This window comes from Aeromicrobium endophyticum, assembly GCF_003586285.1.
GTDB lineage: Bacteria > Actinomycetota > Actinomycetes > Propionibacteriales > Nocardioidaceae > Aeromicrobium > Aeromicrobium endophyticum.
Map to the genome: position 1 here is coordinate 1,324,720 of NZ_QUBR01000002.1, position 19,653 is coordinate 1,344,372.

The following is a 19,653-nucleotide window of genomic DNA, read 5'->3' on the forward strand; positions in this document are numbered from 1 at the left end:
GGACCGGTCGTTGGAGAGTCCATGCGACGGGTCAAGCGCGACAGGACGAGGTCGGCGGCAGCAGCAGCGGTGGTCGTCGGCCTGCTGGTCATCGCCGGCGTCGCCGCGTCGCTGCTGCTGGGCCACGGCGGCTCGACGCCCAAGGACGACGTCCGTGTCGCCGTCCCGTCGACCGAGCCGCCCGAGTACTCGGCCACCGACGACCTCGGACTGGCCGACCAGGACGTCGATCGTCCCGCCACCGCACCGGCTCGGCCGGGCACGACGTTCCCCGGAGCCGGCGTCCCCGATCTGAAGGGACTCCGCGGCGAGGGCGGCATCCTCGGCCTCCCCCGCGAGAAGGTCGTGCTCACCATGACGTCGGCCGCGCCGATCGCCTACGTCGGCTACATCGTCCCGACGAGCCTCGACCACTCCACCGGCACGGTCACCTCGCCGGGCACCTCGTGGTCGCTCACCACCACCGCCTACGGACCGCCCGACTACGCGCAGCTGTTCTCGCTGGCCGGCCCCGCGGGGGTGCCCGTCACGTGCACGATCACGGTCAACGGACGCGTCACCGAGACGCGCACCACGTCGGGCCCGCACGATCAGCTGTTCTGCCAGGGCTGACCGCACGGGCCTCGCGGCCTCACCGACCGGACCCGGCCGCTAGTCGGGCAGCATCTCGCCGTGGACGTCGGCGTGCGGGACGGTCGGGATCGTGCCGAGGCGACCCTTCTGGAAGTCCTCGAACGCCTGCGCGACCTCGGCCTTGGAGTTCATGACGAACGGGCCGGCCCACGCGATCGGCTCGCGGATGGGCAGACCGCCCAGCAGCACGACCTCGAGCGCCGGGTCCTTGGCCGCCTGGCGCTGGTCGGCGCCCACCGTGATGGTCTCGCCGTGGCCCAGCACCGCCAGCTGACCGGCCCGCAGAGGACGCCGGTCGCGCGCGACGTAGCCCGCTCCGCCCATCACGTAGACGAGCGCGTTGAAGTCGGTGCGCCACGGCACCGTCATCTCCGCGCCCGGCAGCACGGTCGCGTGCACCATGGCCATCGGCGTGTGGGTGGAGCCCGGCCCCTTGACGCCGTCGACCTCGCCGGCGATGACGCGCAGCAGCGCTCCGGCGTCGGGTGTCGAGGCCAGGCCGACGTCGGTGCCGCGGATGTCCTGGTAGTGCGGCGGCAGCCACTTGCTGGCCTTCGGCAGGTTGACCCACAGCTGCAGGCCGTGGAAGACCCCACCCTTGACGACCAGCCACTCCGGCGGCGTCTCGATGTGCAGCAGGCCCGAGCCCGCGGTCATCCACTGGGTGTCGCCGTCGGTGATCGAACCGCCGCCGCCGTGCGTGTCCTGGTGGTCCATGACGCCGTCGATCATGTAGGTCACGGTCTCGAAGCCGCGGTGCGGGTGCCAGGGCGTGCCCTTGGGCTCGCCGGGCTGGTACTCGACCTCACCCATCTGGTCCATGTGGATGAAGGGGTCGAGCTGGCGGGCGTCGACGCCGGCGAAGGCCCGGTGCACCGGGAACCCCTCGCCCTCGTAGCCGGTCGGCGCCGTGGTGACGCTGATCGGCGCACGGTCCTCGGTCTGGGTCGGCGCGGCGATCACGCGGGGAAGGACGGTCCAGTCGGCAACGGTCACAGCAGGCATCTGACTTCTCCTCAGTAGATCTCTCAATTTAGTTCAATATTCAACTAACGTCAAGCATTCCCCGGCCCGCCCCTCCCACGGCCCTACGCTGGTCGGCATGACGCAGACCTCCTCGGCGGACGAGCACGCAGACGTCGTCATCGTCGGCGGCGGGCACAACGCCCTCGTCGCGGCGACCTACCTGGCACGCGCCGGCCGGCACGTCGTCGTCCTCGAGCGGCTGCCCCACGTGGGCGGGGCGGCGATCAGCGCGCAGACGTTCGAGGGCCACGACGCCCGCCTGTCGCGCTACTCGTACCTCGTGAGCCTGATGCCCCAGCAGCTGATCGACGACCTCGGCCTCGGTGTCGAGCTGCGCTCACGCGAGACGGCCTCGTACACGCCGTACCCGGGCGGTGGCCTGCTCGTCGAGACCGTCGAGGGCGAAGCCACCCGCGAGTCGTTCCGTGCACTCACCGGCGCCGACGACGAGCTCGCGGCGTGGCGTCAGTTCTACGCCGAGGTCGCGGCCCTGGCCGACGTCGTGGCCCCGACCCTGCTCTCGCCGCTCCCCCACATCGGCAACCTGCGCGACCTCAGCGAGATGGCGATCTGGACCGATGTCGTCGACGAGCCCCTGGGGTCGGCGATCGAGCGACGCTTCGCGCACGACCTCGTCCGCGGCATCGTCGGCACCGATGCGTTGATCGGCACCTTCGCCTCGCTGCACGACCCGAGCCTGGTGCAGAACCGCTGCTTCCTCTACCACCTCGTCGGCAACGGGACGGGCGAGTGGCGCGTGCCGGTCGGCGGCATGGGCGCGGTGACCGCCGAGCTCGAACGGGTCGCGCGCGAGGCCGGCGCGACGATCCGCACCGACAGCACCGTGACCTCCGTGGCAGCGCGCGACGACGGCGTCACGGTGAGCGGCGACGGCTTCGTCATCGAGGCCGCTCACGTGCTGAGCGGAATCGCGCCCCACGCGCTCGCCGGGCTGATGGGGCGCCCGACCCCGCCCAGGCCGTCCGGCTCGCAGTTCAAGGTCAACCTGCTGGTCTCGCGGCTGCCGCACCTCAGGTCGGGGGTCGACCCGGCGATCGCATTCGCCGGCACCTTCCACCTGGGCGAGTCGATGAGCGAGCTCGAGCAGGCGTGGCGCCAGGCCGCCGGCGGCGCCCTCCCCGACCGCGCTGCCGGCGAGCTGTACTGCCACACCCTGACCGACCGGTCGATCCTCGGTCCCGACCTCGTCGACACCGAGGCGCAGACCCTGACCTACTTCGGCCTGCACACGCCGTACGAGGTCCTGCCCGACGCCGAGGCAGCCGAGCGCGCGTACGCCCAGGTGCTGGCCGCGCTCGACGAGCACCTGGCCGAGCCCCTCGAGCCGTTGATCCTCGGCGTCGAGCACAAGACGCCCGCGCAGATCGAGCAGGCGCTCGCGATGCCGGGCGGGCACATCTTCCACGGCGACCTGCAGTGGCCGTGGCTCGAGGAGGGCGAGAAGCCCCGCTCCGCCGCCGAGCGCTGGGGCGTCCAGACGTCGCACCCCCGCGTGCTGATGTGCGGCAGCGGCGCCCGTCGAGGGGGCGCCGTCAGCGGCATTGCAGGGCACAACGCGGCCCATGCACTGCTCGAGGCAGACCTGGATTTGGGGGGCGCGTGACCCCCTGCTAACGTTTCTCTCGCTTCGTGGCTCGGCCACTCGGCGGCATTAGCTCAATTGGCAGAGCAGCTGACTCTTAATCAGCGGGTTCGGGGTTCGAGTCCCTGATGCCGCACTGTGAAGGCCCCATTCCTCGCCGAATGGGGCCTTTGCTTCTTCCCGGCCACCTCCGAGCGTGCTGTGCCAGCCGTCCGTGGCGCTACCCTGGCCCGATGAACGCCTTCTTCTCCGACGGTGCCGCTCGGCTCGACGAGGCGGAGTGCCTCGAGCTGCTCGACACCGCCTCCGTCGGGCGGATGGCCTTCGTCATCGAGGGCCGGCAGCACCTGCTTCCCATCAACTACGTCGTCCACGACTCGGTCGTGCACGTACGCACGGCTGACGGGACGTCCTTCTCGAAGCTCGCCCAGGGCACCGACGTCGTCTTCGAGGTCGACTACCACGACGACGTCTTCCGGTGGGGCTGGTCGGTGACGGTGCACGGCGCCATCCGCCGCGTCGATGACCCGGCCGTGCTCGCCCACCTCCAGACGATCCGCCGCCCCCAGGCCTGGGCGGCGGGCGAGCGCACCATCGTGCTGGCCGTCGAGCCCGACGAGATCGCCGGGCGCCGGGTGCGGCTGCGCGACTGACGCCGTGACCGACACCGAGCATGCCCGAGATCGACTGACCGACGAGCGGGAGCGCGCCACGCTCCTGCTCGCCTCGCTGACCCGTGACTTCGACGGCATCGTCGAGGCGTCGGCCGACTCCAACGCCGACGACGAGCACGACCCCGAGGGCTCGACGATCGCGTTCGAGCGCTCGCAGGTCAGCACGATGGTCGAGCAGACGCGTGCCCGGCTCGCCGACGTCGACGACGCCCTCGAGCGCGTCGAGCAGGGAACCTACGGCCTGTGCGAGCGCTGTGGCAGGCCGATCCCCGAGGGACGCCTCGAGGCCCGCCCCGTCGCCCGCACCTGCGTGGCGTGCTCGTGACGGGTGGCCGGCACATCCGCGCGGACGTAACGTGGGTCACATGTCGAGTCGTCGGTCGCCGGAGTCACGCGCCCGCGAGGCCGTCGCCGTGCTGGCCGTCGGCCTGGGCGTCCTGACCCTGCTCGCCGTCGCGCTGTACCGACCGGGCTCCCCACGATGGACCCACGTCATGATCGACGGTGCCGCGTGGATGCTGGTCGTCTCGACCGGGGCCATGCTGGTGGCGTCGGCCGTCGAGAAGCTCGTCGAGGTCGGTCGCCGGCACCTGCCGCACTGACGGCGACCACGACGGGCGTGGGAACTCTGGCCGGGGCGCACGAGTTGGTCAGGTATGAAGTGTCCTACCGACAGCGCCACCCTCGTGATGAGCGAGCGGTCAGGCATCGAGATCGACTACTGCCCCGAGTGCCGCGGTGTCTGGCTCGACCGCGGCGAGCTCGACAAGATCCTGGAGCGGGCGACCGCCGAGATCCCTCCGGCTCCCGCCCCCGTCCCTCCGCAGCAGTACGCCGAGCCGCGGTACGACGCGCCTCGGCGCGAGGAGCGCCGGTACGAGGAGCCCCGCCACGACAGCCGCTCGGGCGGCTACGGGCAGCAGCCGTACCGCAAGAAGAAGAAGGAGCACTGGCTCTCCGAGCTGTTCGACTGAGCCGGGCGGAGCCTCGCTGGCCGGAATACCGCCGGTATGGCACGGGTTGACCACGACATGAAGATTCTGCTCACCGGGTCCACCGGTCTCATCGGGTCAGCCGTCACCTCCGCGCTCGTCGCGCAGGGGCACCAGGTGACGGCCGTCGTCCGCAGCCAGCAGTCGTCGCTCAAGGCCAGCGATCTCGGCGCCACCGGCGTCATCGGCGACCTGTTCGACGCCTCGTGGCTCGCCTCCGAGCTGCGCCACCACGACGGCCTCGTGCACGCCGCTGCCGGCAGCGACGAGCGCGACCCCGCCCTCAACGACGCCGTCATCACCGCGGCACTCGACGCCTTCGCGGGCACCGACAAGCCGTTCGTCCACACGGGCGGCATCTGGACCTACGGATCCGGCGACTCGTTCGTCGAGACCGATGCGCCGAACCCGCCGTCCATCACCTCCTGGCGTCCCGCCGGCGAGCAGCGCGTGCTGGAGTCCGACGTCAAGGCATCGGTCGTGCAGCCGGGCATCGTCTACGGCCGCGGAGCGGGCATCCCGGCCATGCTGGTCGACGGCGTCGAGGACGGCCGGCTCACGCTCATCGGCAGCGGCGAGCAGCACTGGACGACGGTGCACGTCGACGACCTCGCCGATCTGTACGTCCGCGTGCTGACCCAGGCACCCGGCGGCAAGGCCTACATCGGCGTCTCGGGCGTCAACCCGACGGTGCGCGAGCTGGGCGAGGCGATCGCCGAGACCGTCGTCCCCGAGTCCGACGAGGCCACCGTGGCCCGCCTGGGCGGGTTCGGCGAGGCGCTGCTGCTCGACCAGCAGGCCGACGGCCAGCGCGCGAAGTCCGAGCTCGGGTGGAGCCCGACGCGTCCGACGCTCGTCGAGCTGCTCTCGAAGGGCTACTCCACCGCCGAGTGAGTCGGCGAGGCGGTGGGTCAGCGACTCTGACAGGTCGCTGACCCACCGCACGGCGTCTGCGGTGCGCCGCCTCGGGCCCCGGGCGAGCTCAGCCCGGCGTCACGAGCCGGTAGCCGATGCCCGGGTCGGTGATGAACATCGTGGGCCGGGACGGATCGGACTCGAGCTTGCGACGGATCTGCGCGAGGTAGACGCGCAGGTAGTTGGTCTCGCGGTCGTACCCCGGGCCCCACACCTCGTGCAGCAGCTCGGCCTGACGCACCAGCCGCCCCTGGCGCCGCGCCAGCACCTCGACGATGTGCCACTCCGTGGGCGTCAGCCGCACCTCGTCACCGGCCCGCGTGGCGCGGCGCTCGGTGACGTCGAGCCGCACGTCGCCCGCCACGACCACCAGCGACGCCTCTGCCGCCCCGGCCCGCCTGATCGCTGAGCGGACCCGGGCCAGCAGCTCCTCCATGTCGAAGGGCTTGGTCACGTAGTCGTCAGCCCCCTCGTCGAGTGCCTCGACCTTGTCGTCCGACTCGTGGCGGGCGGACAGCACCACGACCGGCACCTGTGTGAAGCTCCGCAGCCGCTTGAGCACCGCCACGCCGTCGAGGTCGGGCAGGCCGAGGTCGAGGATCACGGCGTCGGGCATGCGCTCGTCGACGACCTGCAGCGCCGAGCGGCCGTCGCCGGCGGTCTCGACGTCGTACCCGCGGGCCCGCAGGTTGATCGAGAGGGTGCGCAGGATGGCCGGGTCGTCGTCGACCGCCAGCACGAAGGTCATCGCGGCGCTCCCGTCCCCGGCAGGTCGAGGACGAACGTCAGCCCGCCACCGGGCGTGTCCTCGGCCGTCAACGTACCGCCCATCGCCTCGGTCAACCCCCGGGCCACCGCCAGGCCAAGACCGATGCCCTCGCCCTGGGGGACGTCGCCGAGCCGCTGGAAGGCCTCGAACAACCGCTCCTGCTGCTCGGCGGGGACGCCGGGGCCCGTGTCGACGACCCGCACGACGACCCGGCCGGCAGATGCCGTCGCGTCGACGCGCACGCGCGTCGGTGCCGGCGCGTAGGCCAGGGCGTTGCCGACGAGGTTGGCCACGACACGCTCGAGCAGGCCGGCGTCCGCGACGACGAGTGCCGCGGCGTCGTCGACCTCGACGTCGACGCGGTCGGCCCCGGTCAGCGGCGACAGGGCGACGTGCACGACGGCCTCGACCTCGACCTCGTCGACGTGGGCCGTCACCGCACCCATCTGGATGCGACTCATGTCGAGCAGGTTGGCCACGAGGGCATCGAGCCGGTCGGCGCCCTCCTCGACCGTCTCGAGCAGCGCCTGCTCGTCCTCGGGCGACCAGCGGATCTCGGTGTTGCGCAGGCTGCTGACGGCAGCCTTCACGGCCGACAGGGGCGAGCGCAGGTCGTGGGAGACAGCGGCGAGCAGCGCCGTACGGGTGCGATCGGTCTCGGCCAGCACCCGACGCTCGCTGCGCTCCTGAGCCGCGCGACGCCGCTCGCCCAGCACCGACGCGTGCGCCGCGTACGCCTTGAGCAGCCGCTGGTCGGCGGCCGGGAGCGCACGGCCGACCAGGGCCAGGCTCGAGTCGGCGTCGATGGGCATCACGACGTCGGCGGCATCGGTGCTCTCGATCGGCCGGCCGTAGGCGTGGAGGACCTCTCCGTCGCCGGTGACGACGGCCGCCCCGGCCATGCCGAACAGCTCGCAGGCGTTCGAGAGCAGGGTCTGGAAGTCGCCGGCGTGCAGCAGGCTGTGCGACAGCACGGTCAGGGCGTCCGCCTCGGCGCTGGCCTTCTCGGCCTGCGCCGTGCGACGCGCTGCCAGCCCGACGACGGACGACACCGCGACACCCACCACGACGAACAGCACGACGGCGAAGGCGTTGTCGCCGCTGGCGATCGTGACGGTGCGCAGCGGCGGCGTGAAGAAGAAGTTGAGCGCGAAGCCGCTGATCAGGGAGCACGCCACCGCCGGCCAGCGTCCCCCCGCGATGGCCGTCCCGACGACCAGGGCCATGAAGAACATCGCCTCGGTCGGCAGGCCGTGGAAGTCGGGCGTCACGAGCAGCAGGCCCGACAGCACGAACGGTCCCAGCACCCCGAGCAGGTAGCCGTACAGACGGCGCCGACGGCTCAGCTCGGGCGTGGCCCGCACGTTGGTCTTGGTACGCCGTGCCTGGTCGTGCGTGACGATGTGGACGTCGATGTCGCCCGACTCGGCGATGACGATCTCGCCGACGCCGGGGTTGGCGAGCGTCGACAGGCGACCGCGCCGGCTGGCCCCGATCAGCACCTGCGTGGCGTTCTCGGCCTTCGCGAAGTCGAGGATCGCGGTGGCCGTGTCGTCGCCGACGACGGAGTGGAAGGTGCCGCCCATGTCCTCGGTCATGACGTGCAGCCGGTGCAGCCGTGCGGGGTCCATCTGCACGAGGCCGTCGCCTCGGGTGACGTAGAGCCCGAGCCACTCGCCCCCGCCGGTGCGCGAGGCGATGCGGGCGGCCCGCCGCATCAGCACCTCCGACTCCGGGCCGCCGGTGACGGCCACGACGATGCGCTCGCGCGTCGCCCAGGTGGAGTCGATCTCGTGCTGGTCGCGGTAGCGGTCGAGCCCCTCCTCGACCCGGTCGGCCAGCCAGAGCAGCGCCAGCTCGCGCAGCGCCGTCAGGTTGCCCTCGCGGAAGAACCGCGACAGCGCGGCGTCGACCTTGTCGGGGGCGTAGACGTTGCCGTGCGCCATCCGCCGGCGCAACGACTGCGGGCTCATGTCGACCAGCTCGATCGCATCGGCACCGCGCACGATCTTGTCGGGGACGGTCTCGCGCTGACGGATGCCGGTGATCGACTCGACGACGTCGTTGAGCGACTCCAGGTGCTGGATGTTGACCGTCGTGATGACGCAGATGCCGGCGGCGAGGAGGTCCTCGACGTCCTGCCAGCGCTTCTCGTGGCCGACGCCCGGCACGTTGGTGTGCGCCAGCTCGTCGACCAGCACGACCTCGGGCATCCGGGCGAGGACGGCCTGCACGTCGAGCTCCTCCTGGCGCGTGCCGCGGTGGTCGACCACGAGCCGCGGCACGACCTCGAGGCCCTCGACCTGGGCCGCGGTGTGGACGCGTCCGTGGGTCTCGACGAAGCCGACGACGACGTCGGTGCCCCGCTCGGCCCGCCGGCGTCCCTCGTCGAGCATCGCGTACGTCTTGCCGACGCCGGGCGAGGCACCGAGGTAGACGCGCAGCACGCCGCGCTGTCGCCGCCGGTCCTCGTCGCCCTGCACGTCCTCAGTCTGCACCCCGGGCCCGTCCTACCGGTCCGGGAGCGCCAGGTTGAGCTCGAGCACGTTGACCTTCGGCTCGCCCAGGAAGCCCAGCTGACGGCCGTCGGTGTGGTCGGCCACGAGCTTCTCGATCGCACCCGTCGTGAGACCGCGGGCCTTCGCGACGCGCGGCACCTGCAGCCGCGCGTACTCCGGTGAGATGTACGGGTCGAGGCCCGAGCCGGACGCCGTCACAGCATCGGCGGGGATGTCGGCCACGTCGACGCCCTCGATCGCGGCGATCGTCGCCTGCCGTTTCTTGATGGCCGACAGCAGGTCCGGGTTGGACGGGCCGAGGTTCGACGGCGCCGACGCCAGGCCGTCGTAGTCCCCCGCCGACGGTCGACCGTGGAACAGGTCGTCGTCCTTCGTGGCGAAGTTCTGGCCGATCAGCTTCGAGCCGACGTCCTTGCCGTCGACCGACACGATCTGGCCGTTGGCCTTCTCGTGGAACGCGGTCTGGGAGATGCCCCAGACGGCGGCCGGGTAGACGACGCCGAGCACGACGGTCATGACGACGAGCAGCTTGAGCCCGACGAGGCTCTGGCGGACGAAGCCGCTCGAGAGGTGGAGACGGTTCATGGTTATCCGATCCCTGGGATGGTGGAGACGATCAGGTCGATGAGCTTGATGCCGACGAACGGTGCGACGACTCCGCCGACGCCGTAGACGAGGATGTTGCGCCGCAGGATCGCCGCCGCCGAGGCGGCCCGGTACGCGACCCCCTTGAGCGCCAGCGGGATGAGCGCCACGATGACGAGGGCGTTGAAGATCACCGCCGAGAGGATCGCCGACTGCGGTGTCGCCAGGTGCATGACGTTGAGCCGGTCGAGCGACGGGTAGGCGACCAGGAACATCGCCGGGATGATCGCGAAGTACTTCGCGACGTCGTTGGCGATCGAGAACGTCGTGAGGGCGCCGCGGGTGATGAGCAGCTGCTTGCCGATGCCGACGATGTCGATCAGCTTGGTCGGGTCGGAGTCGAGGTCGACCATGTTGCCGGCCTCCTTGGCCGCGGACGTCCCCGAGTTCATCGCGACGCCCACGTCGGCGGCGGCGAGGGCCGGTGCGTCGTTGGTGCCGTCGCCGGTCATCGCGACGAGGCGTCCGCCCTCCTGCTCCTGGTGGATCAGCCGCATCTTGTCCTCGGGGGTGGCCTCGGCGAGGAAGTCGTCGACGCCCGCCTCCTTCGCGATCGCCGCGGCGGTCAAGGGGTTGTCTCCCGTGATCATGACGGTGCGGATGCCCATGCGCCGCAGCTCGGCGAAGCGCTCGACCATGCCTTCCTTGACGACGTCCTTGAGGTGGACGGTGCCCAGCACACGCGTGACTCCGTCGGTCTGCTCGGCGACGACCAGCGGGGTGCCACCGGAGCCGCTGATCTCGTCGATCGTGGCCCGGACGTCGTCCGGGACTCCACCGCCCCACGCGGCGATCGAGCCGCCGGCGCCCTTGCGCACGGCCCGCCCGCTCGCCAGGTCGACGCCCGACATGCGGGTCTGCGCCGTGAACTCGACGAACGTGGCGCCGTCGGTGGCGACCTCGGCGGGCGCGCCCTCGGCCAGGGCCAGCTCGACGATCGAGCGTCCCTCGGGGGTCAGGTCGGCCAGGCTCGAGAGCCGGGCGGCGTCGCGCATCTCGTCCTGCGTCACGCCGGCGGCGGGCACGAGGCGGGACGCGCGGCGGTTGCCGTACGTGATCGTCCCGGTCTTGTCGAGCAGCAGGGTGCTGACGTCACCGGCGGCCTCGACCGCACGACCCGACATCGCGAGGACGTTGACGCGCACGAGCCGGTCCATGCCGGCGATGCCGATCGCGCTGAGCAGCGCTCCGATCGTCGTCGGGATGAGGCAGACCAGCAGCGCGATCAGCACCAGCGTGTCCTGGGGGGCCCCGGCGTAGTCGGCCATGGGCTTGAGCGTCACGACAGCCAGCACGAACACGATCGTGAGGCTGACCAGCAGGATCGACAGGGCGATCTCGTTCGGCGTCTTGCGGCGCGACGCGCCCTCGACGAGGGCGATCATCCGGTCGAGGAAGGTCTCACCCGGAGCGGACGTGATCTTGACCGTGATCTGGTCCGACAGGACCTTGGTCCCGCCCGTGACCGCCGACCGGTCACCACCGGCCTCGCGGATGACGGGCGCGGACTCGCCCGTGATCGCGGACTCGTCGACCGACGCGACGCCCTCGACGACGTCGCCGTCGCCCGGCACGACCTCGCCGGCCTGCACGATCACCAGGTCGCCGACGCGCAGCTCGGTGCCGGCGACGGTCTCCTCCGTGCCGTCGGGCAGCAGCCGGAGCGCCGAGACGTCGGTGCGGGCCGCGCGCAGCGACGCGGCCTGCGCCTTGCCGCGGCCTTCGGCGACGGCTTCGGCGAGGTTGCCGAAGACGACCGTGAGCCACAGCCACACGGTGATCGTCCACGCGAACGCCGACGGGTCGGCGATCGCGATGACGGTCGTCATGACCGAGCCGATCCAGACGATGAACATGACCGGGCTGCGCCACAGGTGGCGGGGGTCGAGCTTCCTCAGGGCCGAGGGCAGCTGGGCGAGCAGGGTGGTGAGCGTCATGCGAGTGCCTCCGCGAGGGGTCCGAGAGCAAGCGCCGGGAAGAACGTCAGGCCGGTGATCAGGAGGATCACGCCGACGAGCAGGCCGGTGAACAAGGGGGTGTGGGTGGGCAGCGTGCCGGCGGTCGTCGGCACCTTGCCCTGCCTGGCGAGCGAGCCGGCCAGGGCCAGCACCAGGACGATCGGGACGAACCGGCCCAGCAGCATCGCGAGCGCCAGGGCGATCTGGAAGAAGTGCGACGTCACCGTGATGCCGCCGAACGCGCTGCCGTTGTTGTTGGCGGCCGACGTGAAGGCGTAGACGACCTCGCTGAAGCCGTGGCCGCCCGGGTTGCCCATGGCGTCCGGGGTGCTGCCCAGCGCGATCGCCGTTCCGACGCCGACGAGGATGATCGCCGGGACGCTCAGCGTGTAGAGCGCGACGTACGTCATCTCCTTGGTGCCGATCTTCTTGCCGAGGATCTCCGGCGTCCGGCCGACCATGAGCCCGGCGATGAACACCGTCAGGATCGCCATGATCAAGATCCCGTAGATGCCGGCTCCGACACCGCCCGGCGAGACCTCGCCGAGCATCATGTTGACCAGGACGGTGCCGCCACCGGCGGGGGTGAAGGAGTCGTGGGCGGCGTTGACCGCGCCCGTGGAGGTGCCGGTCGTGAAGACGCCGAACATCGCCGACGCCCAGGTGCCGAGCTGCGTCTCCTTGCCCTCCATCGCACCGCCGGCCAGACGGGCGGCCTGCGAGTGGCCCCCGGCCTCGGCCCACGTGGCGACGGCCAGCGCCGCGCCGATCATCACCGTCATGGCGCCCAGCACGGCCAGGCCCTGCTTGCGGCGGCCCAGCATCGTCCCGACCGTGCGGGTCAGGCTGATGGGGATGACGAGGATCAGGAACATCTCCAGGAGGTTGCTGAGCGGGTTGGGGTTCTCGAAGGGGTGTGCCGAGTTGGCGTTGAAGAAGCCGCCGCCGTTGGTGCCGAGCTCCTTGATGACCTCCTGGCTGGCGACGGGGCCTCCGGGGACGACCTGCGTCCCGCCGGCGACCGCGTTGACCGTGTGGTCGGCGAAGTTCTGGATCGCACCGAACGACACCAGCAGGATCGCCGCGACGAAGGCGACGGGCAGCAGGATGCGGAACGTCGTGCGCACGAGATCGACCCAGAAGTTGCCGAGGTCGTCCGACCGGGTGCGCATGAAGCCGCGCAGCAGCGCGACGGCGACGGCCATGCCGACCGCCGCCGACAGGAAGTTCTGCACCGCGAGGCCACCGGCCTGGGCGGCGAAGCCGAGCGTCGACTCACCGGCGTACGACTGCCAGTTGGTGTTGGTCACGAACGAGACGGCCGTGTTGATGCCCATGTCCCACGGCATGCCGGGCAGGTCGCGCCCGAACGGCAGCGCCTGCTGGCCGACCAGGATCGCGTACAGCGCGACGATGCTCACGACGGAGAACCCGAGGACGCTGACGGTGTAGGACCGGGCGGTCTGCGGGGAGTCGGGGTCGACCCCGACGAGGCGGTAGAGCCGCGACTCGACCCGCGTGTGGGAGGTCGAGGTGAAGGTGCGGGCCATGTAGTCGCCGAACGGCACGTACACGGCGGCGAGCACCACGACGAGGGTGAGAATGGTGAGCAGGCCGGAGGTTGTGTCTGACATGGCGGCTCAGAACTTCTCGGGACGGACGAGGGCCGCGACCAGATAGGTCAACAGCGCCGCCACGATCACGAGCAGGAGGACGGATTCGAAGGTCATGTGACCACACCACACCCGCCGCGACCGCCGTTCGACGTCCTTGACGGGACGCTGACACGTCTTGACGCGATCCATACGCCCGGTGAGACGTGCGCCACGCTTTGCCGACGCTGCAGGTGGCGACAGACATACTGGCCGGTAGTTTTGTCGTCCGACGACTGTTCCCGATCGAGAGATGCCCCCGCGTGCGCAATCCCCGAGCCTTCCTCCGTCCCCTCGCCGTCGGCGCTCCCACGCCCGTCGCCGACATCCCGTTCCGTCCGAGCCGGATGATCCACTTCTTCGACCCGAGCAACCCGAAGATGGCCGCGAAGGTGCCGGACATCGCGAAGAAGGTCGACATCATCCTCGGCAACCTCGAGGACGCCATCAAGATCGAGAACAAGGAAGCCGCCCGTCAGGGCCTGGTCGACATCGCGAAGGCGACCACCTTCGGAGACACGCAGCTCTGGACCCGCATCAACAGCCTCGACTCGCCCTGGGCGCTCGACGACCTCATCACGCTGGTCACCGAGATCGGCGACAAGCTCGACGTCGTCATGGTGCCCAAGGTCGAGGGCGCGCAGGACATCCACTACGTCGACCGTCTCCTCGCCCAGCTCGAGGCCCGCGCCGGCATCACCCGCCCGATCCTCGTGCACGCGATCCTCGAGACCGCCGAGGGCATGACCAACGTCGAGGAGATCGCCGCCGCCAGCCCGCGCATGCAGGGCATCTCGCTCGGCCCGGCCGACCTCGCGGCCAGCCGCCGCATGAAGACCACCCGCGTGGGCGGCGGGCACCCCGGCTACCTCGTGCGCCAGGACCCCACCGGCGACGACCTCACGCAGGGCCGCACCACGTACCAGCAGGACCTGTGGCACTACACGATCGCCCGCATGGTCGACGCCTGTGCGGGCAACGACATCCTCCCGTTCTACGGACCGTTCGGCGACATCAAGGACGTCGTGGCGTGCGAGGACCAGTTCCGCAACGCGTTCCTGCTCGGCTGCGTCGGCGCGTGGAGCCTGCACCCCGTGCAGATCGACATCGCCAAGAAGGTCTTCTCCCCCGACCCCGCCGACGTCGCGCACGCCAAGCAGGTCGTCGAGGCCATGGGCGACGGCTCCGGCGCCGTCATGATCAACGGCAAGATGGAGGACGACGCGTCCTGCAAGCAGTGCATCGTGATGCTCGACCTCGCCAAGGCCCTGGCCGAGCGCGATCCCGAGCTCGCCGCCGCCTACGACCTCTGAGACCAGACCCCCGAAGGACGCACATGACTGACGCAATCCTCCGCCCCCGCCGCTCCGTCCTCTACATGCCCGGGGCCAACGAGCGCGCGCTCGAGAAGGCCAAGGGCATCGACGCCGACGCCTTGATCCTCGACCTCGAGGACGCCGTGGCGCCCGACAGCAAGCCCGAGGCACGCGAGCGCGTGTGCGCCGCGGTCAGGTCGGGCGAGTACGGGCACCGCGAGCTCGCGATCCGCGTCAACGGCATCGGCACGCAGTGGCACGACGACGACATCGCGGCCGCAGCCGCGGCGGGGCCCGATGCCGTGCTGGTGCCGAAGGTCGGCTCTGCCGACGAGGTGATGCAGCTCGTGGCGGCCCTCGAGTCCGCCGGCGCACCCGAGAAGACCCAGCTGTGGGCCATGATCGAGACGCCCGGCGCGCTGCTGCACGCCGAGGAGATCTGCGCCGCCCACGAGCGGCTCACGGTCATCGTGATGGGCACCAACGACGTCGTCAACGAGACGTTCGGCCTGCACGTGCCGGGGCGCAACCCGGTGGTGCTCACGGCGCTGTCGCTGTCGCTGCTGGCCGCCCGCGCGAGCGGCAAGGTCATCATCGACGGCGTCTACAACGACGTGAAGAACCTCGAGGGCTTCGAGGCCGAGGCGCGGCAGGGGCGCGAGATGGGCTTCGACGGCAAGACGCTGATCCATCCGTCCCAGGTCGAGCCGGCCAACGTGGCCTTCGCACCGTCCGACGACGACATCGCCCACGCCCACGACATGATCAGCGCGTTCGAGGAGGCCAAGGCCGCCGGTCAGGGCGTCGTGACGTTCAACGGCCGCATGGTCGAAGAGCTCCACGTGCGCGACGCCCGGCGCATCCTCGCCTTCGCCGAGGCCATCGCCGCCCGCTGAGCCGGACGCGGGTCGTCCCCGGCGGAGCCACGGGCTCCGCCGGGGACGACGTCCAGCGGGTTACTTGTTGACGCGCATGCCGTACAGCTCGGTGTAGATCCTGGACTTGTGCGCCTGGTACGCGCGGCGCTGACGCACCGACTCCAGGAGCACCTGACGGTCGATCTCGGACAGCTCGTCCCAGGCGCGCGCCACGCGGTCGTTGCGGGGCTCGAAGAGTGCCACTTCGTTCACCCCCTCTCCGTGTGTTCCGTGAGTCTTAGTGACGTGGTGGAAGGGCGGGGTGGGGTTCTGCGTAGCGGGCATGAGAGATGTGTCGAGCGTGGTGTTCATGGCGCGCCTCCTTTCGTGAGGTTCGGGTAGATGGATCGGGACAACGAAAAACCGCCCCGGATCGGTGATCCGGAGCGGCAGAAGTGCCAACAGACGTGGGCTACTTCAGGTGCGCTGCTCCGGAGGTGTGACCGGCGAAGAACGAGACGGCATCACGGCGCGTCACGTGGGTGAGCGAAGCGAAGAACGGGTTCATGGGTCCACCTCCTTGATGGGTCGAGCAGTCGAAGCAACGTAGCGCAGTCGCCGACAGCCTGTCCACCGCGCGGGTGTCGGGGCGGGTCAGCTCGCGGAGGCGGTGACCAGCTCGAGCACGGCCTCGCCGTACTGGTCGATCTTGGCCGGCCCGACGCCCGGCACCTTGGCCAGCGACTCGACATCGGCCGGCTTCGACTCGGCGATGGCCTGCAGCGTCGCGTCGGTGAACACGACGTACGCCGGCTTGCCCTGCTCGGTCGACTGCTCCTTGCGCCACGTCCGCAGCGCCTCGTAGAGCGTCTCGTCGTACGTGGCCGGGCAGTCGGCGCAGCGGCCGAGCTTGCGGTCGGCGACGGCGAGCACGGTGTTGCACACGCGGCACTTGGCGACCTTGCGCTGCCTGGCCTGCGACGACACCTGACGTGCCGCGTGGCCGGACGGCAGCAGCGTGTCGAGGAAGCGGGTGGGCTGCCGGTTGCCGCGACCGCCGGCCTTGCGGGTGGCCGCCCACGAGATCATCAGGTCGTGGCGGGCCCGGGTGATGCCGACGTAGAACAGCCGCCGCTCCTCCTCGACCATCTCGGGGGTGTCGGCGTGGACGCTGGGCATCATGCCCTCGTGCATGCCGACGCAGAACACGGCGTCCCACTCCAGGCCCTTGGCCGAGTGCAGCGTGGCGAGGGTGACGCCGTCGGCCTCGGGCGCGTGGGCCTGCTCGATGCGGCGGTCGAGGTCGGCGACCAGGGTCGTCATGCCAGCGTCGGGATCGCTCTCGGCCAGGTCGGTGGCCATCGAGACGATCGCGTGCAGCGACTCCCACCGGTCGCGGACGGCTCCCGCTCCGCTGGGCGGCTCGTCGGTGTGGCCCATCGCCGACAGGATCGCCCGGACGTCGTCGACGAGGTGCTGCCCCTCGGCCTCTCCGCCACGGGCCGAGCCGCGCAGCAGCGTCACGGCCTGGCGCACCTCGGCCCGGTTGAAGAAGCCGGTGGCACCGCGCATGACGTACGGGATGCCGTGCTCGCCGAGGGCCTCCTCGAAGGCCTCGGACTGGGCGTTGATGCGAAACAGGATCGCCATCTCGCGGTACGGCATGCCGCGCCGGTGCAGCAGGGCGATCTCGCTGGCGACGGCGCTGGCCTCGGCCGGCTCGTCGGGGTAGCCGATGTAGCTGACCGGGTCGCCGGGCTCCTGCTGCGACTGCAGCCGGATGTCGTCGGTCGTGGCCGCCCGGGCGAACACGGCATTGGCAGCGGCGACGATCTGCGGGGTCGACCGGTAGTTGCGCACCAGCTCGATGCGCTGCGCGCCCTCGTGGCGCCGTGCGAACGAGGCCAGGATGCGCGGCGACGCCCCGGCGAAGGAGTAGATCGTCTGCCGCGGGTCGCCGACGACGCAGATGTCGTTGCGTCCGCCGAGCCACAGGTCGAGCAGCGTGGACTGGAGCGGGTTGACGTCCTGGAACTCGTCGACCACGAACCAGCGGTACTGCTGGCGGACGGTGGCCGCGATGCGCTCGTCGTCGGCCAGGATGGCGGCCGTGACGAGCAGGATGTCCTCCATGTCGATGCGGCCCCGCTCGCGCTTGACCTCCTCGTAGGCCGCGAGGACGTTGGCGACCTGGCCCGGGTCGAGGTCGGCGACCTCGCGGCGGGCCGGTCCGGCGGCCGCCGCATAGGCCGTGGGCACGATGTTGGAGACCTTGGCCCACTCGATCTCGGACGACAGGTCACGCAGCAACGGGGTGTCGGCACGCTGCCCGAGGCGTCGCATCGCCTCGGCGACCAGCGAGAACTTGGACTGCGTGACCTCGGGGAACTCGCCCCCGTAGACGTGCGGCCAGAAGTAGCGCGCCTGTCGCAGCGCGGCGGAGTGGAACGTGCGGGCCTGCACCCCCTCGGCGCCCAGGGCGCGCAGGCGCACCCGCATCTCGTTGGCGGCCTTGGTCGTGAACGTGACGGCCAGCACCTCGGTGGGCTTGTAGACGCCCGTGGCCACCCCGTACGCCATGCGGTGCGTGATGGCGCGGGTCTTGCCGGTGCCGGCTCCCGCGACGACGCTGACCGGCCCGCGCAGGGCCAGGGCGACCTCACGCTGCTCGGGGTCGAGGCCGATCAGCAGGTCGTCGGCATCAGGCACTCAGGCTCCTCGAGAAGATCACGGCAGGTCGTGGGCGAACACCCCAACCCTAGTCGTCCGGTCCGACAGCCCGAGCCGTGCGGCCACAGGCGCCCGTGGCCGGGAATGTACGATCCGCACGATCGGTTGACACCCCAGCAACCGTCGTCAGAGAGGGCGCCTCATGTCCGAGACATTCACGATGTACTCGACCCCGTGGTGTGGCTACTGCCACCGCCTGAAGGGTCAGCTCAAGCGCGAGGGCATCGCCTTCGACGAGGTCGACATCGAGCAGCAGCCCGATGCCGCGCTGATCGTCGAGAAGGCCAACAACGGCAACCAGACCGTCCCGACGCTCGTCTTCGCCGACGGCACGGCGCTGACGAACCCGAGCCTGGCGCAGATCAAGGCCCAGCTCGCCTCCTGACCCTGCGGCGAGCGTCAGCGAGCCGAGCAGGCCGCGCGGAGCGCGGTGGAGCGCGAGGGACGAGCGCGTGCCGCTGACGGGCATCGGGCTGACGTGAGCTGACTCACCAGCTACCCGTCAGCGGCCCCTGGTGCCACTGCTCGAGCAGCCACCGGGAGATCGAGACGTTCGGCGGCAGCAGCAGCTCGCCCGAGCCCGTCAGCTCGGTCACCTCGTCGCGGGTGAACCAGCGCGCCTCGGCGATCTCGTCCTGATCGACCCGGATGTCGTACGACAGCGCACGGCCGAAGAAGCCCAGCATCAGGCTGGACGGGAACGGCCACGGCTGGCTGGCCGCGTAGGTCACGTCGCCGACCGGCACGCCGACCTCCTCCATCACCTCGCGTCGCACGGCGTCGCCGAGGGTCTCCCCCGGCTCGACGAAGCCCGCGAGCGTCGAGAAGCGGCCCTCGGGCCAGACCGGCTGACGACCGAGCAGGGCGCGGTCCTGGTCGTCGGTGATCAGCATGATGACGGCCGGATCGGTGCGCGGGAAGTGGTGCGCCGTGCACACCGGGCAGATGCGGACGTGCCCGGCGGCGGCGACGTCGGTCGCCGCGCCGCAGCGCGCGCAGAAGCGGTGCGTCTGGTGCCAGCGGGCGATGCCGACGGCGTGCACGGCCAGCGACGCCTCACCCGGGTCGATGCTGGGGCCCAGCATCCGCAGGCTGGCGGGCTCGAGCTCGTCGGGGACGCGGTCGACCATCACGGCGGCGTAGCGCTGATCGCCCTTCAGGCCGAGGAAGAGCCACTCGCCGTCGGGCGCCTCGTCGAGCGAGACCCACCGCAGGCCGGATCCACCGGTCGTGGGGACGTGCTCACCGCCGATGACGAGCACCTGGATCTCGGGGGCGCCGGGCGGGAGCGTGCGCCACGCATCGTCCTTGCGGAGGTGTCCTGCTCGGTCGTGCTGGGCGTGATCGAAGGCGAAGTCCACTCC

The 19,653-nt window shown here is 71.0% G+C and carries 20 protein-coding genes and 1 tRNA gene; 11 read left to right on the forward strand and 10 right to left on the reverse strand.

Annotated elements, in window-relative coordinates:
• Positions 1 to 21: 21 nt before the first annotated feature.
• Positions 22 to 612, forward strand: coding sequence for a hypothetical protein (locus tag DX116_RS16985; protein WP_147393702.1), 591 nt, complete (start codon positions 22 to 24; stop codon positions 610 to 612).
• A 39-nt stretch (positions 613 to 651) separates the two neighbouring features.
• On the opposite strand, the gene DX116_RS16990 is transcribed toward DX116_RS16985, so the two are convergent.
• On the reverse strand, positions 652 to 1,638 hold the full coding sequence (locus DX116_RS16990; protein WP_119705373.1) for a pirin family protein: 987 nt from the start codon (positions 1,636 to 1,638) through the stop codon (positions 652 to 654).
• A gap of 97 nt (positions 1,639 to 1,735) precedes the next feature.
• On the opposite strand from DX116_RS16990, the gene DX116_RS16995 reads away from it, so the two are divergent.
• From DX116_RS16995 to DX116_RS17025, 7 genes are all read left to right on the forward strand, one after another.
• Positions 1,736 to 3,283: a phytoene desaturase family protein gene (locus DX116_RS16995; RefSeq protein WP_119705374.1), complete on the forward strand. Its 1,548-nt coding sequence runs from the start codon at positions 1,736 to 1,738 to the stop codon at positions 3,281 to 3,283.
• Positions 3,284 to 3,325: 42 nt separating this feature from the next.
• Positions 3,326 to 3,398: transfer RNA gene (locus DX116_RS17000), tRNA-Lys, on the forward strand.
• A 97-nt stretch (positions 3,399 to 3,495) separates the two neighbouring features.
• Positions 3,496 to 3,915: a pyridoxamine 5'-phosphate oxidase family protein gene (locus DX116_RS20375; protein WP_158592022.1), complete on the forward strand. Its 420-nt coding sequence runs from the start codon at positions 3,496 to 3,498 to the stop codon at positions 3,913 to 3,915.
• 4 nt (positions 3,916 to 3,919) lie between these two features.
• A complete protein-coding gene (locus DX116_RS17010; RefSeq protein WP_233556858.1) occupies positions 3,920 to 4,261 on the forward strand; it encodes a TraR/DksA family transcriptional regulator in 342 nt (113 codons plus the stop codon).
• A gap of 40 nt (positions 4,262 to 4,301) precedes the next feature.
• Positions 4,302 to 4,538, forward strand: a complete 237-nt coding sequence (locus DX116_RS17015; protein WP_119705377.1) for a hypothetical protein — start codon at positions 4,302 to 4,304, stop codon at positions 4,536 to 4,538.
• Positions 4,539 to 4,592: 54 nt separating this feature from the next.
• Entirely contained in the window at positions 4,593 to 4,910 is a 318-nt protein-coding gene (locus DX116_RS17020) for a TFIIB-type zinc ribbon-containing protein (protein ID WP_119705378.1), read from the forward strand.
• Positions 4,911 to 4,967: 57 nt separating this feature from the next.
• Positions 4,968 to 5,822, forward strand: coding sequence for an NAD-dependent epimerase/dehydratase family protein (locus DX116_RS17025; protein ID WP_119705379.1), 855 nt, complete (start codon positions 4,968 to 4,970; stop codon positions 5,820 to 5,822).
• Between the two features lie 88 nt (positions 5,823 to 5,910).
• Here the strand turns inward: DX116_RS17025 and DX116_RS17030 are convergent, their stop codons facing one another.
• Genes DX116_RS17030 through kdpF form a run of 6 tightly spaced genes read right to left on the reverse strand, consistent with a single transcriptional unit; the run spans position 5,911 to position 13,464 of the window.
• Positions 5,911 to 6,591 (reverse strand): response regulator, encoded by a 681-nt coding sequence (locus tag DX116_RS17030; protein ID WP_119705380.1) that lies wholly within the window; start codon positions 6,589 to 6,591, stop codon positions 5,911 to 5,913.
• Positions 6,588 to 9,110: an ATP-binding protein gene (locus tag DX116_RS17035; protein ID WP_233556860.1), complete on the reverse strand. Its 2,523-nt coding sequence runs from the start codon at positions 9,108 to 9,110 to the stop codon at positions 6,588 to 6,590. Before DX116_RS17035 ends, DX116_RS17030 begins: the two co-directional genes overlap by 4 nt.
• Before the next feature lie 12 nt (positions 9,111 to 9,122).
• Positions 9,123 to 9,716, reverse strand: coding sequence for a potassium-transporting ATPase subunit KdpC (kdpC, locus tag DX116_RS17040; RefSeq protein WP_119705381.1), 594 nt, complete (start codon positions 9,714 to 9,716; stop codon positions 9,123 to 9,125).
• Positions 9,717 to 9,718: 2 nt separating this feature from the next.
• Positions 9,719 to 11,713: a potassium-transporting ATPase subunit KdpB gene (gene kdpB / locus DX116_RS17045; protein ID WP_119705382.1), complete on the reverse strand. Its 1,995-nt coding sequence runs from the start codon at positions 11,711 to 11,713 to the stop codon at positions 9,719 to 9,721.
• Positions 11,710 to 13,368 carry a potassium-transporting ATPase subunit KdpA gene (gene kdpA / locus DX116_RS17050; protein WP_119705383.1) on the reverse strand — a complete coding sequence of 553 codons (1,659 nt, stop codon included), beginning with the start codon at positions 13,366 to 13,368 and terminating at the stop codon, positions 11,710 to 11,712. Before kdpA ends, kdpB begins: the two co-directional genes overlap by 4 nt.
• Positions 13,369 to 13,374: 6 nt before the next feature.
• Positions 13,375 to 13,464 carry a K(+)-transporting ATPase subunit F gene (gene kdpF / locus DX116_RS17055; protein WP_119705706.1) on the reverse strand — a complete coding sequence of 30 codons (90 nt, stop codon included), beginning with the start codon at positions 13,462 to 13,464 and terminating at the stop codon, positions 13,375 to 13,377.
• Between the two features lie 185 nt (positions 13,465 to 13,649).
• Between kdpF and DX116_RS17060 the strand changes: the two genes are divergently transcribed.
• Positions 13,650 to 14,699, forward strand: coding sequence for an HpcH/HpaI aldolase/citrate lyase family protein (locus DX116_RS17060; RefSeq protein WP_119705384.1), 1,050 nt, complete (start codon positions 13,650 to 13,652; stop codon positions 14,697 to 14,699).
• A gap of 23 nt (positions 14,700 to 14,722) precedes the next feature.
• Positions 14,723 to 15,598: an HpcH/HpaI aldolase/citrate lyase family protein gene (locus DX116_RS17065; RefSeq protein ID WP_119705385.1), complete on the forward strand. Its 876-nt coding sequence runs from the start codon at positions 14,723 to 14,725 to the stop codon at positions 15,596 to 15,598.
• 60 nt (positions 15,599 to 15,658) lie between these two features.
• Here DX116_RS17065 and DX116_RS19995 read toward each other — a convergent pair whose 3' ends face one another.
• Both DX116_RS19995 and DX116_RS17070 read right to left on the reverse strand, forming a co-directional pair.
• The gene (locus DX116_RS19995; RefSeq protein ID WP_158592023.1) at positions 15,659 to 15,832 is read right to left on the reverse strand and encodes a hypothetical protein; all 174 of its coding nucleotides are present in this window, start codon (positions 15,830 to 15,832) and stop codon (positions 15,659 to 15,661) included.
• A 381-nt stretch (positions 15,833 to 16,213) separates the two neighbouring features.
• The gene (locus tag DX116_RS17070) at positions 16,214 to 18,268 is read right to left on the reverse strand and encodes an ATP-dependent DNA helicase UvrD2 (protein WP_119705386.1); all 2,055 of its coding nucleotides are present in this window, start codon (positions 18,266 to 18,268) and stop codon (positions 16,214 to 16,216) included.
• Between the two features lie 163 nt (positions 18,269 to 18,431).
• On the opposite strand from DX116_RS17070, the gene DX116_RS17075 reads away from it, so the two are divergent.
• Complete coding sequence (locus tag DX116_RS17075; protein ID WP_119705387.1) at positions 18,432 to 18,674, forward strand: mycoredoxin; 243 nt, start codon at positions 18,432 to 18,434, stop codon at positions 18,672 to 18,674.
• Between the two features lie 103 nt (positions 18,675 to 18,777).
• Here the strand turns inward: DX116_RS17075 and nudC are convergent, their stop codons facing one another.
• Positions 18,778 to 19,650 carry an NAD(+) diphosphatase gene (gene nudC, locus DX116_RS17080; protein WP_119705388.1) on the reverse strand — a complete coding sequence of 291 codons (873 nt, stop codon included), beginning with the start codon at positions 19,648 to 19,650 and terminating at the stop codon, positions 18,778 to 18,780.
• Positions 19,651 to 19,653 lie beyond the last annotated feature (3 nt).